We start from the raw sequence: 15,525 nt of genomic DNA, 5'->3' as shown, positions 1-15,525 counted from the left end.
GAAGCCAGTAGTCACCGGCAAAGTTCTTAATGTGGTGGGAAGGGTTATAAATCGGTGCTCCTGCAAATAAAATGAGGTTTTGATCCGCGCCGCCACCCCTTACATTGAGACCTGAAGATGCTTCACCAACCTGACTGACTCCGGGAAGGGTCGCTAGGGACCGGATGATATCTACTTCCCCAAGAAAAGGAGGGAGTTCCTTCAAAGTGTTCATACTGACACTTATTGCCCCCATATCTGTACTCCTGATGTTTTTTTCAGGATCACGTCCATATATTACCACATCATCCAAGGTAAAATCCTCTTGGATCATGGTCAGGCTTATCCTTCCATCACCGACTGCTACAAATGGATAGATGACAGTTTCATACCCCACATACCTGATTTCAAGTATATAATCCGCTCTATCAAGCACTAGGTTGAAAGTCCCATTTGGATTGGTTATTTCAGTTTTATTGAGCTCTTTTACGGTAACAGTAGCTCCTACCAAAGGCTCTCCTGATATTTGATCAATGAGACGTCCACTGATTTTGATATCCTTCAATTGGCCAATGTCCCTACCAACAATGTTTTTCTGTTGGGCGAAAAGCTCCCCTGAAACAACGAAGAGAAGCAGGAAAATATAGAGTAAAGTTTTTTTCATAGATCAATAATTACAGGCCAAAAGGATCAAGTACCCAAAATTCCATCGGTCCAGGAACTTGGACTTCCCCACTTCTTAGGATATATATCAAATTATCATGGATAAAGACTCCGGCATTTCTTGCAATAGGATTTCCCGGAAAGGCGTTTTTCTTAACCCAAGAACCTGACAGTGGGTTCAGCTCCCAGACTTCCTGGGACCTGTTAGCCATCCCTGTAATGACCCTGTTGCCTAAAGTTAACCCGAATGCAGAGCCTGAATTAATTTCACCTGGGTAAATCCCAAAAAATGACCATAGCTCAGTTTCGCCATCTATAGAATAGATTTCCTTTGAGACAGGATTTACAAAATACTGTTTATTTCCATGCTGAAAATTTAAAACTGTACGGTTGATGGCAAAAGGAGTATTTCCTATTTTTTGCCATTGCCCTGTCGAAATGGTATACCTGTAGGAATCAGTCCCAAATCCTGCAGACCCTCCCACAACAAATAGTTTATCTTCCAATTCAAAGGATAAGGCATCTATAGCAGTGAATGGCAAATCAGGAAGTTTTACAAAATTGTTGTTTTCAAATTTCCAAAAATCCCTAGAGGGAGACGACTGGGCATTTTGGCTGATAACCGATGCGCCGCCTCCAAAATAATTTTTCCCACTAAATGCCTTCCAAAGTGGTGCACCTGGGAAATCCACTTGTGCCCAGTTGTTAGTCTCAAGACTGTACTTCCAGATTTGGGGATTAATTGATTGTCCATTATTTGCTCCCAATCCAACAAAAAATTCGAGGCCATTTTGGAAATAAATATTATCAAATAACTTAAGACTTGATGGGAAATTAGGCAGCTGGGTAAATTTACCAGTCGTGTATTCAAATTTGTTGTCAAAAACAAGCTCTTGGTTTTGAACCACTAACTTAACTTCCTCCAAAGCTGTAGTACCGCTAGGAGGAACCAATGCTGTAATAGATGATTCGAAATCAATCCTTAAAACCTGTGCCTGGCGGTCCCCAAAAAAAACCTTTGTATCGGAAGTGAAATTTTTGCCCTTTATGGTGATGGTGGTTCCCACCGGTCCGTTTTGAGGAAAGAAACTGTCGACATCCGGGCTAAGTGTGGTAATTTCCAATACATTCCCAAACTGTATACCTTCCGGCAGGGAAATGAAGGACTTTACAAAATATCTTTTCTGAATATCAAGCTCGCTGGTTTCGCCAATAAATCTTCCTGGGGCAACCCTTTCGCCTAATGAAATGATAATTGGTTGGGAAAATGATTCATTCTCAGAAATGTAAAAACCATGGTCACTGGCCGCTACATTTTGATTTGTTAAAATCCTGCCCAAAATTCTGGCCCTTTCGCCGCTGAGATAGATTACTTCTTCGGTGATCAATGAAGTACGAATATCGCTTTCTTCTTGACAAGAAGAGAAAAAAGCAATCAAAACGACAAGCAATGAAAAGAGGGCGACTTTACTTTTATCCATGTAATTCAAACTTAATGCAGAATTCAAAAATACACCAATATTGAATTTAAAAAAAAAATCATAGAGATGCGGGTGATTATTAAACTAAAAAACAATCAAAAATTCTTTCAACAATTCAGAATAATCATCTGAAAATTTTCCGTCTTCTTCCTTTATGGATAAGTTTATTTCAATAACAGATTGATTAAAAAATGAAAAACCATAAATCATCCTAAGAATATTTTTTGAGGGAGAGTCTTTTACATTTGCCTTGAAAATAATATTTAAACCTGAGGAAGATAATTTTTTCTGCAATTCAGTCATCTGATCAGGAGGAAGTATTACCCAAAATTCTGATTCAGGATTGAGAAATCTTTGTACTCCAACTACCAACTCAGTAAATGGCAGGGCGTCATTATGCAATGCCATATTTCTTTTGGAATCCTTGGATTTGAGGTGGTTTGTAAAATATGGCGGATTACTGACTATCAAATCAAACTTTTCTGATCTATTACTACCATAATCTTGGAATGAAGTATTCAAAAACTCAATCCTTTGTCCCCATGGGCTGTTTTGGGCATTTTCAGTGGCCTGATTCCAGGCGTCCCTATCGATTTCCACTCCCGTGATTTTAGCCATTGGAAACCGCTGGGCCAACATCATTGAAACCACACCCGAACCTACCCCGATTTCTAATATATTTCTCGGATTTCCACTTCCGGCAATTGCACCTAACAGTACACCATCGGTCCCCACTTTCATAGCGGTCCGGTCATGGTGGATAGTAAATTGCTTGAAGCGAAAAAGAGCAGAAGACATTGGATGATAAGGATTTGAGAACTTTAACTATCGAAAAAAAGTTTAAGGCAAATTTATTATAAATGGATGTTGATTGAGGTCATTGTCCTACTTTTTCGTATTCCTCATCAGCAGGAAGGTTTGGACGCTCAGCTGCCGCTACTGCCAATTGGTCGCAGCGCTCATTTTCCGGATGGCCAGCATGTCCCTTCACCCACACAAATTTCGGCTTGTATCTGACATGTAGGGGGATATATATTCTCCATAAGTCAGGGTTCTTTTTATCCTGAAACCCCTTTTTTTGCCAACCCCAAAGCCATCCCTTTTCGATGGCATCTACGACGTATTTACTGTCAGAATAGATCGTGACGGGAATATCCCTGACTTTCAATTCCTGTAAAGCCCTGATTACTGCCAATAATTCCATCCTGTTGTTGGTGGTGTGACGAAAGCCCTCTGATAGCTCTTTTCGATGGTGATTGTATTTCATCACCACTCCATACCCTCCCGGACCCGGATTTCCTTTGGCAGCGCCGTCAGTGAATATTGTAATCATCTATATTTTATCTCAGGTATAAGAATCTTTGATCAACGAATTTGGCTAGGCAAAATATTCCAAAATCAACCTATCTCTCCGGTGAAAAGTGCGCTTTTGAAAATCTTGATAGCAATAGAAAGGAGAATAATCCCGAAGATCCTCCGCAAAACATCCAAACCGGTTTTACCCAATTTCCTTTCCAGCCAATTGGTACTTTTCAGAACTGCATAAACTATGGCCAGGTTAATGATCATACCAACCGCAATATTCGCTTGGGTATATTCTGCTTTCAGTGTCAAGATCGTAGTCAGCGTTCCTGCACCGGCAATGAGAGGAAAAGCGATCGGTACTATGGAAGCACTCGTAGTGGAAGCCTCAGGATCGGGTTTGAAAAGCTCAATCCCCAAAATCATTTCTGCACCTATCGCAAAAATGATCAATGCTCCTGCAATGGCAAAGTCATCCACACCGATCCCGAACAGTTTCAAGATGGATTCCCCGAAAAACAAAAACAAGATCATCATGATACCTGCTGCAATGGTAGCCTTTCCGGATTGGATGTGACCTACTTTTTTCCTAAGGTTGATCACAATTGGGATTGAGCCCAAAATATCAATTACGGAAAATAGGATTAATGTAACTGAGAATATTTCTTTGAGACTGAACATCAGGTCAATATTTCTTTAGGAAATCAACCAATTTCAAGAATTCTGCTTCGGTAATGGCCGGGAAATTTGCAATCCTAAAGCTCGTCGGCTTCAGGGGGCCATAGCCACTGCCCAATTGCATCCCTTCTTTTTCAGCAGCCTTTTTGATTTCGGAAATGAACTCTTCTTTTCCTGAAATTGCCAAAACAGTACTGCTTCTGGCTTCAGGATTTTGGATCAACATCATAAGTTTTGCTGTGTGGGCAATTGTATCCTCCAATTTCCTCATTCGACCTCGGGTTTGTTGGTCGATATGCTGGATTTCAGGCATTTCATGCAGCACCCTGTAAAGGAGGTAAATCCCAAAAACATTGGGTGTATAATGAGTCTGATAGATTTCAGCATTTTCCAATATAAAATTCAGGCTGTTGTACCTGCCTTTCTCACCTTTGTCTTTTGCCTTGGCAATGGCTTTAGGCGAAACGATCAAAATGCCCAAACCTGCCGGAAGTCCGAAGCACTTTTGGACCGAAGCGTACCAAATATCAGCTAATGAAAAATCCAATTCAATGCCTGCCATGGATGAGGTGGTATCGACAGCGATCATTTTTTCAGGATACTTATTGGCAATCGCTGCGATCGTCTCATTGCTTACCTGTGTAGCATTGGAGGTCTCGTTTTGGGTAATGGCAATCAAGTCAAATTCTTCCCCTATATGCAAAGCATCCACATCAACGGTATCGTCAGCATTCAATTTTTGGGCAAATGTTTTGGGTTCGATGTATTTGGCATATTCATACCATTTCTTCCCAAATGAACCTGAGAATATATGATAGCCCGCAGACTGCACGATGGATTGTGAGATGATTTCCCAGTTTTCAGTAGCGGATGAGGTAAAAAGAAGCTTGTAATCATGGGGCATGTGCAGCTTTTCTCTCATCAGGGTTTCTGTTTCTTGATATAGATTCATGAAAACTGCTGAACGGTGATTGGCGCTCAAAATTCCTTTTTCGTATGCTTCCTGCATGTATTGCGGAAGGCTGTCGTAGACTTTGGAAGGTCCCGGTGCAAATGTTACCATGATCAATTAATTTTTGAGAAAATAAAGAATCGCAAGTTCATACCCTTTCAGTCCAAGGCCTGAAATCATTCCCACGCATTCTTTGGTAATGATGCTTTTATGACGGAATTCTTCCCGTTTGTAGATATTTGATATATGGACTTCCAATACCGGGGTTTTTACTCCTGCTATCGCATCAGAAATCGCCACCGAGGTATGGGTATAGCCGCCGGCATTGAGCAAAATAGCATCGAAGCTAAAACCCACCTCATGGATCTTGTCGATGATTTCCCCTTCGATATTACTCTGAAAATAATACAGGTCTATCTCAGGAAATTTTGTTCGAAGGGTTTCAAAATATTCTTCGAAAGAAGTTCTCCCATAAATCTCCGGTTCTCTTTTTCCCAAGAGATTGAGATTGGGGCCGTTGATGATGATGATTTTCAATGCAAAAGAGGTTTAGCGGTTATCAGACTCCAAAGTTAAGGAAGGATTTGTTTTTAATGGGATAAACCTTTTGTTTTAAAATGGTTTGAACTGATTTCAAAATCAACGGAAATTTTTTTGTGTATAAAAAATGCTATTTTTGTGTATAAAATTTCAGGTTATTATGAGAACCAATATAGAAATAGACGAAAAACTGATGGATGAAATCCTTCAGAAAACTTCCATCAAAACCAAAAAAGAGGCTGTGGATACTGCATTGCGTGAATTTTTGAGAAAAATCAAATTGCAGGAATTGGCAGATCTTCGGGGAAAAATAAAATGGGAAGGAAGCCTTGAAGAAATGAGAGCTCAATAATCGGATGGAAATACTTGTAGACACATCCAAATGGATTACTTTTCTCAACAATCCCAAGGATATAGATTCTGACAAATTTTACAACTTAATTATGGAAGATAGAATTTGCATTTGCCCTCCAATTTTCCAAGAACTTCTCCAAGGATGCAGAAATATAAAAGAATCTTGGATTTTGGAAGACAAGTTATCAGGTTTGACCCGATTGGAAAACGATCCTTATGAGGCTGCGGTCGGGGCAGCAAAACTTTATATGAATTTAAGACAAAAAGGTGCAACGATCAGAAAAAGTAACGATTACCTTATCGCTTGGTATGCCATCAGAAATAATTTGAAAGTTTGGCATTTAGATAGAGATTTTGATATGATAGCTAAATATTCAAGCCTCCGTGTTTTCTGATTTGTGCTTTTGGATTTTAAGATTTAAAAACAGAATTCTTAGTGCCATTCAACCCATTTTCAGAACATAACTATCACCTGAATATCAAAATAATGTCCAACCATTGGGATGCTTCCCTCCGTCAGTTCCAACATTACCTCAAACTTGAGCGCTCATTGAGTCAAAACTCAATCCTAGCTTACCAACAGGACATGGAGAAGCTGAGCAGGTACATGGAAAAGAATTTTCCGGAAACCAAGCCGACTGAAGTGAAACTGCAGCACCTCCGCTATTTTGTAAACGGGCTTGCTGAACTTGAAATCTCTGAATATACACAGGCAAGGATCATTTCAGGCATCAAAGCATTTTTCAGATTCCTGATGTATGAAGACCGCATCAACGAAGACCCTGCGCAATTGCTGGAAGCTCCGAAACTCGGTCGAAAATTGCCTGACACGCTCAGCTACTTTGAAATCAACCAAATCCTGGAAAGCATCCCGCTGGGAGAATCTGAAGGACACCGAAACCGAGCGATGCTGGAAGTCTTGTACAGTTCCGGATTACGGGTGTCAGAATTGACAGATCTCAAAATCGGAAATGTGTATGCAGATATTGGCTTTCTCCGAGTAATCGGAAAAGGAAACAAAGAACGGCTTGTTCCAATCGGTAAGGATGCATTAAAATATCTCAAACTGTATGTGGAAGAAATAAGAAAAGAAATCAATCCTGTCAAAGGTCATGAGCAGTATGTTTTTCTAAATCGGCGCGGTAAAAAACTCAGCCGGGTCATGATTTTTCTCATCATCAAAAAACAAGTTGAAGCCATCGGCCTGCAAAAAAATGTAAGCCCACATACATTCAGACACAGTTTTGCCACCCACCTTATCGAGGGAGGCGCTGACCTGCGTGCAGTACAGGAAATGCTCGGCCATGAAAGCATCACCACTACAGAGATTTACACACATTTGGACAGGGATTATCTGAGACAGGTTCTCAATGATTTTCATCCGAGGAAATAAGCCAAAATTTCTTCCCTTTTACCGAGCAATTACCTTAATTTAGCGGATTGAAAAACCCAAGATCATTGTGTACAAATCGATACTGAAGCCATTACTTTTTACAAAAAACCCGGAATCAGCCCACCATTTTACTTTTTCCTGGATCAAACGAACATTTAATGTCCCGATTGTAAAAAATATCATAGAAGGATTTTATGATTACCAAAATCCGATTCTGGAAAAAGAAGTGTTTGGGCTTCATTTCAAAAATCCTGTTGGACTTGCCGCAGGCTTTGACAAGGATGCCAAACTGATTGATGAAATGGCAATGCTTGGTTTTGGGTTTATAGAAATCGGAACATTGACCCCAAAACCTCAGGAAGGAAATCCACTGCCACGATTATTCAGGTTACCTGAAGACGAAGCTCTGATCAACAGGATGGGATTTAACAACGGAGGTGTCCAGGAAGCAATCGAAAGACTTCGTGACGTCAAAACCGATGTGCTGATCGGCGGAAATATTGGCAAAAACAAATTGACCCCAAATGAAAAAGCAGTAGATGATTACCTTTATTGTCTGCATGCCTTACATCCTTATGTGGATTATTTTGTGGTCAATGTGAGTTCACCAAATACGCCCAATCTCCGGGAACTCCAAGAAAAAGAACCTTTAAAAAAACTGCTTCTCGCTGTCAAAGAAGCCAATTCAAGAAAATCGAGACCAAAACCTATCCTTCTGAAAATCGCGCCGGACCTGACAGTAGGCCAATTGGATGACATCATCGAAATCGTAATCGAAACAAAGATCGATGGAGTCATCGCGACCAATACCACCATTGACAGAAGTGGCCTAAAAACCGATTCCACAAAAATAGAAAGTATTGGAGCTGGAGGGGTAAGCGGAAAAGTCCTTGCAAAAAGAAGTACTGAAGTCATCAAGTACCTTTCAAGTCAATCCAACAAAGCATTCCCGATCATAGGCGTCGGCGGAATTTTCTCAGCTAAGGATGCCATTGACAAATTGGAAGCCGGCGCTTCACTGGTGCAGGTTTACACAGGGATGATCTATGAAGGGCCTGGTCTAATAAAAAGCATCAATAAAGGTTTGGTCAAGTATTTGCGGAGCAAATCAAAATAATCCTTACTAAAAATTATATGCATCTTCGTGAAGTGTTTACAATTCGTTTTGAGCATTTTGTAAAACTCCTAGTGTTGAAATCTGTATATTTCGCCAAGCTTTCCTTAATTTGAAATTGACAGTAAAAACCAAGTATGGCTTCGGAAACCCCAAAAACAAATACTTTCAGAAAAAAAGGTGACACCAAAGCAAAAGCCCAGGAAGCCCGGTCAGGGAAGTTTACTTTGGCTTTTGCAAAGGACAAAAGAATACCTCTGGCATTGGGAATTATCCTGATGTCTTTTTCTGTTTTCTTGTTTTTTGCTTTCCTGAGTTATATTTTTTCCGGAAAAGCCGATCAAAGTCTGGTGGTTTCAGAAATGGATCAGGGGATCAGGACAACCGCCACCGAAGCAAGGAACTGGCTTGGCTTGTTTGGTGCTAAGATGTCTGACATCTTTATCAGAAGGTGGTTTGGATTGGCTGCATTTCTTCTTCCTCCTTATTTGTTTTTCTTGGGATTCAAGTTGGCATTCAAAAAATCCTTGGTTTCCTTATCTAGATACAGTGGCTTTGCGCTTTTTTTCGTTTTCTGGATAGGGCTTGTGACAGGATACTTTGTACAAATGGCAGATGGATTCAGCACCTTGGGCTACCTAAGCGGAGGTTTTGGGTTTGAATTGGGAGTATTGGCAGATGAATTTCTGGGTTGGGGAACTATACTTTTGATCTTGGGTTCAATTTTGATTTTTATCATTTTTTATTTCAACATCAGCCAACTTGATTGGATGTCTAGTCCGATTTTTTCAAAAACAAAAGCTAAAAACACCGAAACGGATCTTGATCTTGGGTTAGAAGGAGAGTTGGAAGAAGTCCGGGACGAAGAGGGTTTTGAGGATGAAATGGAGGAGATCGACCTGGAAGAAGAGGCAAGTTCTTGGACCATCAAATCCGATGAGAAAGAAAAATCCTTACCGGTAAAAGGTCCGGTTTTCAATATCCAAGGGGAAGATCTATTGGATGAAGAGCCTTTAATCGAAAAAACTGAAGAAAAGAAATTTGCGATCAATAAACCCAAAGAGGAAAAAACAGCCCTTGAGGTTGAAAACCTTGATCCATACGACCCGACTTTGGACCTTCCGCATTACAAGTACCCTACTTTGGATTTGCTCAATGAATATGATGTGCAGAAAGTGACGGTTTCCCGTCAGGAACTTGAAGAAAACAAAAACAAGATTGTCGAGACACTGGTCAACTTCAAAATCGGAATCCAGGAAATCAAGGCTACCATCGGCCCTACCGTTACTTTGTATGAAATCATTCCTGATCCCGGAGTGAAGATCTCCAAAATCAAAAACCTTGAAGATGACATTGCCCTGAGTTTGGCAGCGTTGGGAATAAGGATCATCGCTCCGATGCCCGGAAAAGGGACTATTGGGATTGAGGTACCAAACAAAAACAGGGAATTGGTTCCAGCCAAAGCGGTATTGGGTACGGAGAAATTTATGCACAGCGACAAGGACTTGCCTGTTGCTTTGGGTAAAACCATTTCCAATGAAGTCTTTGTCATGGACCTTGCAAAGATGCCGCACTTACTGATGGCAGGTGCCACAGGACAGGGTAAGTCTGTTGGATTGAATATGATTTTGGCTTCTTTGGTTTACAAAAAGCATCCTTCCCAATTGAAGTTTGTGCTAGTAGATCCCAAAAAAGTAGAATTGACGCTTTTCAATAAAATTGAAAGGCACTTTTTAGCCAAACTCCCAGGAACTGAAGAAGCGATCATCACTGATACCAAAAAAGTCATATACACGCTGAATTCCCTTTGCATCGAAATGGACAACAGATACGATCTCCTAAAAGATGCCGGATGCAGAAATCTGAAAGAATACAATGCAAAGTTTGTTGCAAGAAAATTGAGTCCGGAAAAAGGACATAAGTTCATGCCATATATTGTCCTGGTGATAGATGAATTGGCTGACTTGATGATGACAGCCGGTAAGGAAATAGAAGCTCCTATAGCCAGACTTGCGCAACTTGCAAGAGCGATTGGAATCCACTTGGTTGTTGCTACGCAGCGACCTTCTGTAAATGTCATTACCGGCATCATCAAGGCCAATTTCCCGGCAAGACTTTCTTTCAGGGTAACATCTAAGATCGATAGCCGTACCATTCTCGATGCCGGCGGCGCCGAGCAATTGATAGGTATGGGCGACATGTTGCTTTCCCAGGGGTCGGATGTAACGAGGATCCAATGTGCATTTTTGGATACCCCGGAGGTAGATTCAATCTGTGATTGGATAGGAGAACAAAAGGGATATCCGGATGCTTACTTGTTGCCGGAGTTTGCCGGTGAAGAAGGCGAGGGAAGCCTTTTGGATGTAGACCTTTCTGATAGAGATCCCTTGTTTGATGAGGCAGCCAGGTTGATTGTTTTGCATCAGCAAGGCAGTACCTCTTTGATCCAACGAAAACTCAAACTTGGATACAATCGCGCCGGAAGGATTGTGGATCAATTGGAAGCTGCGGGAATTGTAGGACCTTTTGAAGGCAGCAAGGCGAGAGAAGTATTGGTTCAGGATGAAGTGAGTTTGGAACGGTTATTGAACAATTTGTAAAATTCCGGATTAAATATCCGTGGAAAATATCCCTGATAACAAAATGAAAAAAATCTCAATTACATTATTCCTCGCTGTTTTTTTTATCTCCGCAGTCTTTTCACAATCAAAAGATCCAAAAGCAAAAGCTGTGTTGGATGGCATGAGTCAAAAATACGCTTCCATCAAAGGGCTAAAGGCGAGTTTTGAATTTTCTTATTCGGATGTTTCCGATAGCCGTACCCAAAACCAGAGTGGCGAAATCGCCATCAAAGGAGATAAATACCACCTAAAGTTACCAGAACAGGAAATTTTCAACAATGGAAAAACCGTTTGGACCTACATCGTGAGCGACAATTATAAAGAGGTAACCATCAACAATGCATCAGACATGGAAAATGAATTGACACCTTCTTCGGTGTACAACATTTACCAAAAAGGATACAACTACAGGTTGATCGGTGAAAAGACAGAGAACGGTGTCATTATCCAAGAAATAGAATTGAAGGCCGAAAAGCCGAATGCACCATTTAAGATGATCAAATTGTTTGTAGATAAAAACAAAAAAGACCTGTTGAGTTGGGAGATCTACGATGACCAAGGGGGGATTTTCAAATACAAATTCAAATCTATCAATACCAATGCAGAACTGACTGATGACTATTTTACTTTCAATCCTCAGAAATATGGCAAGGTAGAAATAATCGACCTCCGGTGATTTTGATTTTTATCCCTATTTTTGGGAAAAATTTCGCCAATGACCCGACAGGAACTCTTTGAACAAATCCAAATCAAAAAATCATTTTTATGTGTGGGTCTAGATACCGACCTCGAAAAGATCCCAAGCCATCTCAAAAAAGAAGCCGATCCTATTTTTGAATTCAACAAGCAGATCATTGATCATACCGCTGATTTTGCTGTTTCCTACAAGCCCAATATCGCTTTCTATGAGGCCTTGGGGCCAAAAGGTTGGGAAAGTCTCCAAAAGACTTTGGATTACATCCCCAAAAACACCTTTACTATCGCAGATGCCAAGCGGGGCGATATCGGGAATACTTCCGGTCTTTATGCCAAGGCATTTTTTGAAACCATGGATTTTGACTCCATCACCGTGGCCCCGTATATGGGCATTGACAGTGTCAGTCCTTTTCTTTCTTACGAAAACAAATGGGTCATTTTATTGGCACTGACATCCAATGAAGGGAGTCTGGATTTCCAGTTTTCAGAGTTGAAAAACGGAAAACCGGTTTACCAAGAAGTTTTGGAAAAAAGCAGTAAATGGGGCAATCCTGATAACATGATGTATGTAGTCGGAGCGACACGAGGAGAAAAAATCGCTGAGGTAAGAAAAATTGTCCCTGAACATTTCTTTTTGGTACCAGGTGTTGGAGCGCAAGGTGGCAGCCTAAAAGAAGTCGCCAAGTATGGCATGACACCTCATTGTGGACTTTTGGTCAATTCTTCAAGAGGAATTATCTACGCAGGAGAGGGATACGATTTTGGGCATGCTGCCGGTAAAGAGGCAAAGAAACTACAGCAGGAAATGGCAGCTTTGCTAGACCAATATTGTTTCTGAGACGAAGAAATCAACACAAAAAAGCCATGGAAACTCAAAATATTTTCCATGGCTTTTTTCTTTTCGGGATGATCAGTCTATTTCTCTGACATTACTTTTTTGATGTATGCCACACTTTGAGGGATTTGTTGAACCGATCTCGAAGACTCATCCTCGATGATCAGGTATTTCGTTCCTGACTTTTGGGCTTGTTTGATAAGACCTTTTATGTCAATGTCACCGGTACCGAGGACCACATTGCTTTCAACATCTCCTTTTCCATCAGAACTTCCGGGAGTTCCTTTTGCCCTGTCTTTCAGGTGGAGCAAAGGGAATTTGTTTGGATATTTTTTCATGATGGCCAATGGATCTCCTCCACCCATCTGTACCCAAAACACATCCATATTGAAGGCGTAATTTTTGGCATTCTTCAGCATTTCATCAAATAAAACCCCTTTTCCATGGGGAGTAAATTCATAGCCGTGAGGATGGTAACACAAAGTGATTCCGGCATCCTTTAAGATTTTTCCAGCTTTATTGAATAAAGCTATAGCTTCCTCTGTTTCTTTGATACTAAACTGACCTGAAGTATGGGGAATCCAAAAACAAGTGGCAAACTTTGCCCCATAAGCTTTTGCATTGTCAATGATTGCCTGAGGATTATCCTGCAATTGCTTATAATCCGCTCCTACAGCAACAACAGAAATACCAAGTCCTGAGATAAAAGTCTTGTACTCATCCTGACTCATACCATACGTACCGCCACCTTCAATGAAATTGATCCCCATCTTTGGGATAAGTGCGTGGGTTCCTTTGACATCAGTTTTCATTTCATTTCTTAGACTGTACATCTGAAGGGCAATTTCCTGTGCTTGGACTTGTTCTGTTGCCAGAATTACAATTACCAAACTGAATAATTTAATAAGGAGGTTTTTCATAGGTTTTATTGGGAATGTTTGATTTGAATATACTAAATGGCAAAATAATTATCATTCAAGATTGTGACTAATGGAAATATTACCATCCAAAGAAAAACAAATGGAGATTCTTCAGATACTTTATTAAATTACTGATCACAAATCCAATAACCATGACAGATTTTTCTAGAAGACAATTCATCAAGCAATCCGCACTAGCAGGTGCTGCTTTGGCCATTCAGCCGACATTATCATTCTCTATGACTCCTGACACCATTCTTGGACATGGTGATTTCAGGTACAAAGTCAATCCTTCTTGGGGCAATCTAGATCCGGCCAAATATCCCGTGGTCAATTGCCATGAAATGGTCATGGACAAAAAAGGCAGGCTTTTGATGGTAACCGATGAGGCCAAAAACAACATCATCATCTATGACCAATCCGGAAAATACCTCGATTCATGGACTTTGGGATTGGGTTCGGCACATGGACTGAGTCTTGTCAATGAAGGTGGAGAAGAGTTTTTGTGGATTGTGGACAATGGTGGAAGGGTAATCAAAACAGACTTAAAAGGAAAAATAATCACGGAAATTCCAAGTCCGAAAAACCAGGGTATTTATAAAGAAGGGATGCGCTACACACCCACAGAAACGGTGGTTGCTCCTAACGGAGACCTATATATTACCGATGGATATGGTTCGCAATATGTATTGCAATATGACAGCAAAGGAAATTTTATCAGAATGTTCGGCGGAGATGGCCATGGTGATGCCCAATTCAAAACTGTTCACGGAATAGCAGTAGACCAAAGGAAAGGAGGAACCCCTACCCTCCTATGCACTTCCCGTGGACACAATTCATTCAAGAGATTTACGATGGAAGGTGAATATATAGAAACCCTTTTCCTTCCAGGGGCATTTGTCTGCCGTCCGGTGATCCATGGCAAAAATCTCTATGCAGGGGTTTGTTGGTCCCGATCCAAATACCTTGAGCAAATGGATAACTCGGGGTTTGTGACCATTTTGGATGAAAACAACAAAGTAGTCTCCAACCCTGGAGGAACAGAACCAAAATACATCGACGGAGAACTTCAATTGATGATCCAAAAAGAGCCGATTTTCAAGCATTGCCACGATGTATGCATAGATCAGGATGAAAATATCTATGTCTGCCAATGGAATGCTTCCAAAAGCTATCCGATAAAACTTACACGAGTTTAACAATTAAGCCTTTTAATTTCCGGAATTCAATAGTGGAGCTATCTGTTCGTTGGAAATGACTCCGGAAGGCAATTCGGTGATTTTCAGATTCCTGAAATGAATAGGAGCACCTTCTGATTCCAGACAGATATATCCTTTCTTTTGACTTGCTTGGCTGATGCCATTGACAAATTTTCCATTTACGGAAAGTTTGATGACTCCATCTACGCAAATGACAACGTAAGTATTCCACTCCCCTTTTCCCAAGCATCGGTTCTCTATGGATTTGCTTCGGGTTCCTCTAGGGTTGTCAGGGACAGTAGTAACTCCCCCTACACCAAACAATTCTCCATGAACATAAGCAATTGGAGGCAGGACGCCGTCCTTTTTATTTTGGTTTACCCAATCCAATTCCAGCATCTGCACCTCGACACCATCGGGAAGTCTTTGCTCTCCGGGGACAGCACTGCTCCAAACAAAAGTCCCTGAGTTTCCCCCGAGTTCCATGTGTTTCCATTCTATATGCATGATGAAGTTTTCATATTGCTTTTCTGAGCGGATCACTCCAATCGGCAATCCCTTACAAACCAATTCCTGCCCTTCAAAATACCATGTGTCTTTTTCAGTGTTGACATTATACCACTTCAAAGCAGTTTCATGCGGAGACTGATCTGAAACAAGAGCTTCTACTCCTCTAGATTTTCCAAACTCAAACAAATATTCCTGCCCAAACACATTGAGATTTGAATTGAAGAAAAGTAGAAAGACTAAGGATAATGATTTCGAGATTTTCATTTAGAGGAAATTTTAAAGGAAAAG

General features: G+C 40.8%; 17 protein-coding genes. 8 read left to right on the top strand and 9 right to left on the bottom strand.

Annotation, left to right across the window (positions count from 1 at the left end):
- The 7 genes from ACZFYI_RS01075 to aroQ form a co-directional block, all read right to left on the bottom strand.
- The coding region (locus tag ACZFYI_RS01075; protein WP_462522269.1) for a carboxypeptidase-like regulatory domain-containing protein at positions 1 to 643 on the bottom strand (643 nt) is incomplete at its 3' end.
- A gap of 10 nt (positions 644 to 653) precedes the next feature.
- Entirely contained in the window at positions 654 to 2,123 is a 1,470-nt protein-coding gene (locus ACZFYI_RS01070) for an IPT/TIG domain-containing protein (protein WP_462522268.1), read from the bottom strand.
- Between the two features lie 84 nt (positions 2,124 to 2,207).
- Entirely contained in the window at positions 2,208 to 2,921 is a 714-nt protein-coding gene (locus ACZFYI_RS01065; RefSeq protein ID WP_462522267.1) for a tRNA1(Val) (adenine(37)-N6)-methyltransferase, read from the bottom strand.
- A 79-nt stretch (positions 2,922 to 3,000) separates the two neighbouring features.
- Positions 3,001 to 3,456 (bottom strand): ribonuclease HI, encoded by a 456-nt coding sequence (rnhA, locus tag ACZFYI_RS01060; RefSeq protein ID WP_462522266.1) that lies wholly within the window; start codon positions 3,454 to 3,456, stop codon positions 3,001 to 3,003.
- Positions 3,457 to 3,521: 65 nt separating this feature from the next.
- Positions 3,522 to 4,106, bottom strand: coding sequence for a MarC family protein (locus ACZFYI_RS01055; RefSeq protein ID WP_462522265.1), 585 nt, complete (start codon positions 4,104 to 4,106; stop codon positions 3,522 to 3,524).
- 4 nt (positions 4,107 to 4,110) lie between these two features.
- On the bottom strand, positions 4,111 to 5,166 hold the full coding sequence (locus tag ACZFYI_RS01050; protein ID WP_462522264.1) for an aminotransferase class V-fold PLP-dependent enzyme: 1,056 nt from the start codon (positions 5,164 to 5,166) through the stop codon (positions 4,111 to 4,113).
- A gap of 6 nt (positions 5,167 to 5,172) precedes the next feature.
- Entirely contained in the window at positions 5,173 to 5,592 is a 420-nt protein-coding gene (gene aroQ / locus ACZFYI_RS01045) for a type II 3-dehydroquinate dehydratase (RefSeq protein WP_462522263.1), read from the bottom strand.
- A gap of 163 nt (positions 5,593 to 5,755) precedes the next feature.
- Here aroQ and ACZFYI_RS01040 point away from each other — a divergent pair, with 163 nt between their 5' ends.
- The 7 genes from ACZFYI_RS01040 (at position 5,756) to pyrF (ending at position 12,611) form a co-directional block, all read left to right on the top strand.
- Positions 5,756 to 5,947, top strand: a complete 192-nt coding sequence (locus ACZFYI_RS01040; protein ID WP_462522262.1) for a type II toxin-antitoxin system VapB family antitoxin — start codon at positions 5,756 to 5,758, stop codon at positions 5,945 to 5,947.
- Between the two features lie 4 nt (positions 5,948 to 5,951).
- On the top strand, positions 5,952 to 6,344 hold the full coding sequence (gene vapC, locus ACZFYI_RS01035) for a type II toxin-antitoxin system VapC family toxin (RefSeq protein ID WP_462522261.1): 393 nt from the start codon (positions 5,952 to 5,954) through the stop codon (positions 6,342 to 6,344).
- Positions 6,345 to 6,436: 92 nt separating this feature from the next.
- Entirely contained in the window at positions 6,437 to 7,342 is a 906-nt protein-coding gene (xerD, locus tag ACZFYI_RS01030; RefSeq protein WP_462522260.1) for a site-specific tyrosine recombinase XerD, read from the top strand.
- Positions 7,343 to 7,409: 67 nt separating this feature from the next.
- A complete protein-coding gene (locus ACZFYI_RS01025) occupies positions 7,410 to 8,459 on the top strand; it encodes a quinone-dependent dihydroorotate dehydrogenase (RefSeq protein ID WP_462522259.1) in 1,050 nt (349 codons plus the stop codon).
- Positions 8,460 to 8,593: 134 nt separating this feature from the next.
- Complete coding sequence (locus tag ACZFYI_RS01020) at positions 8,594 to 11,056, top strand: FtsK/SpoIIIE family DNA translocase (RefSeq protein WP_462522258.1); 2,463 nt, start codon at positions 8,594 to 8,596, stop codon at positions 11,054 to 11,056.
- Between the two features lie 43 nt (positions 11,057 to 11,099).
- Positions 11,100 to 11,753 (top strand): outer membrane lipoprotein periplasmic chaperone LolA1, encoded by a 654-nt coding sequence (lolA1, locus tag ACZFYI_RS01015; RefSeq protein ID WP_462522257.1) that lies wholly within the window; start codon positions 11,100 to 11,102, stop codon positions 11,751 to 11,753.
- Between the two features lie 39 nt (positions 11,754 to 11,792).
- Positions 11,793 to 12,611, top strand: a complete 819-nt coding sequence (pyrF, locus tag ACZFYI_RS01010) for an orotidine-5'-phosphate decarboxylase (RefSeq protein WP_462522256.1) — start codon at positions 11,793 to 11,795, stop codon at positions 12,609 to 12,611.
- Between the two features lie 77 nt (positions 12,612 to 12,688).
- Here the strand turns inward: pyrF and ACZFYI_RS01005 are convergent, their stop codons facing one another.
- Positions 12,689 to 13,528 (bottom strand): sugar phosphate isomerase/epimerase family protein, encoded by an 840-nt coding sequence (locus ACZFYI_RS01005; protein WP_462522255.1) that lies wholly within the window; start codon positions 13,526 to 13,528, stop codon positions 12,689 to 12,691.
- A gap of 152 nt (positions 13,529 to 13,680) precedes the next feature.
- On the opposite strand from ACZFYI_RS01005, the gene ACZFYI_RS01000 reads away from it, so the two are divergent.
- Complete coding sequence (locus tag ACZFYI_RS01000; RefSeq protein WP_462522254.1) at positions 13,681 to 14,727, top strand: twin-arginine translocation signal domain-containing protein; 1,047 nt, start codon at positions 13,681 to 13,683, stop codon at positions 14,725 to 14,727.
- 12 nt (positions 14,728 to 14,739) lie between these two features.
- Here ACZFYI_RS01000 and ACZFYI_RS00995 read toward each other — a convergent pair whose 3' ends face one another.
- Complete coding sequence (locus tag ACZFYI_RS00995) at positions 14,740 to 15,501, bottom strand: 3-keto-disaccharide hydrolase (protein WP_462522253.1); 762 nt, start codon at positions 15,499 to 15,501, stop codon at positions 14,740 to 14,742.
- Between the last annotated feature and the right edge of the window lie 24 nt (positions 15,502 to 15,525).

The sequence above is a fragment of the Aquiflexum sp. genome, assembly GCF_977115555.1.
Note: the sequence above shows the minus strand (reverse complement) of the source record. Positions and strands in the feature narration are given on the sequence as shown.

Coding starts and splice junctions, on each gene's coding strand:
- ACZFYI_RS01040 (WP_462522262.1), top strand. CDS start 5,756: ATGAGAACCAATATAGAAATAGACGAAAAACTGATGGATGAAATCCTT.
- ACZFYI_RS01065 (WP_462522267.1), bottom strand. CDS start 2,921: ATGTCTTCTGCTCTTTTTCGCTTCAAGCAATTTACTATCCACCATGAC.
- vapC (WP_462522261.1), top strand. CDS start 5,952: ATGGAAATACTTGTAGACACATCCAAATGGATTACTTTTCTCAACAAT.
- ACZFYI_RS01020 (WP_462522258.1), top strand. CDS start 8,594: ATGGCTTCGGAAACCCCAAAAACAAATACTTTCAGAAAAAAAGGTGAC.
- ACZFYI_RS01000 (WP_462522254.1), top strand. CDS start 13,681: ATGACAGATTTTTCTAGAAGACAATTCATCAAGCAATCCGCACTAGCA.
- ACZFYI_RS01005 (WP_462522255.1), bottom strand. CDS start 13,528: ATGAAAAACCTCCTTATTAAATTATTCAGTTTGGTAATTGTAATTCTG.
- pyrF (WP_462522256.1), top strand. CDS start 11,793: ATGACCCGACAGGAACTCTTTGAACAAATCCAAATCAAAAAATCATTT.
- ACZFYI_RS00995 (WP_462522253.1), bottom strand. CDS start 15,501: ATGAAAATCTCGAAATCATTATCCTTAGTCTTTCTACTTTTCTTCAAT.
- xerD (WP_462522260.1), top strand. CDS start 6,437: ATGTCCAACCATTGGGATGCTTCCCTCCGTCAGTTCCAACATTACCTC.
- rnhA (WP_462522266.1), bottom strand. CDS start 3,456: ATGATTACAATATTCACTGACGGCGCTGCCAAAGGAAATCCGGGTCCG.
- lolA1 (WP_462522257.1), top strand. CDS start 11,100: ATGAAAAAAATCTCAATTACATTATTCCTCGCTGTTTTTTTTATCTCC.
- ACZFYI_RS01070 (WP_462522268.1), bottom strand. CDS start 2,123: ATGGATAAAAGTAAAGTCGCCCTCTTTTCATTGCTTGTCGTTTTGATT.
- ACZFYI_RS01055 (WP_462522265.1), bottom strand. CDS start 4,106: ATGTTCAGTCTCAAAGAAATATTCTCAGTTACATTAATCCTATTTTCC.
- ACZFYI_RS01050 (WP_462522264.1), bottom strand. CDS start 5,166: ATGGTAACATTTGCACCGGGACCTTCCAAAGTCTACGACAGCCTTCCG.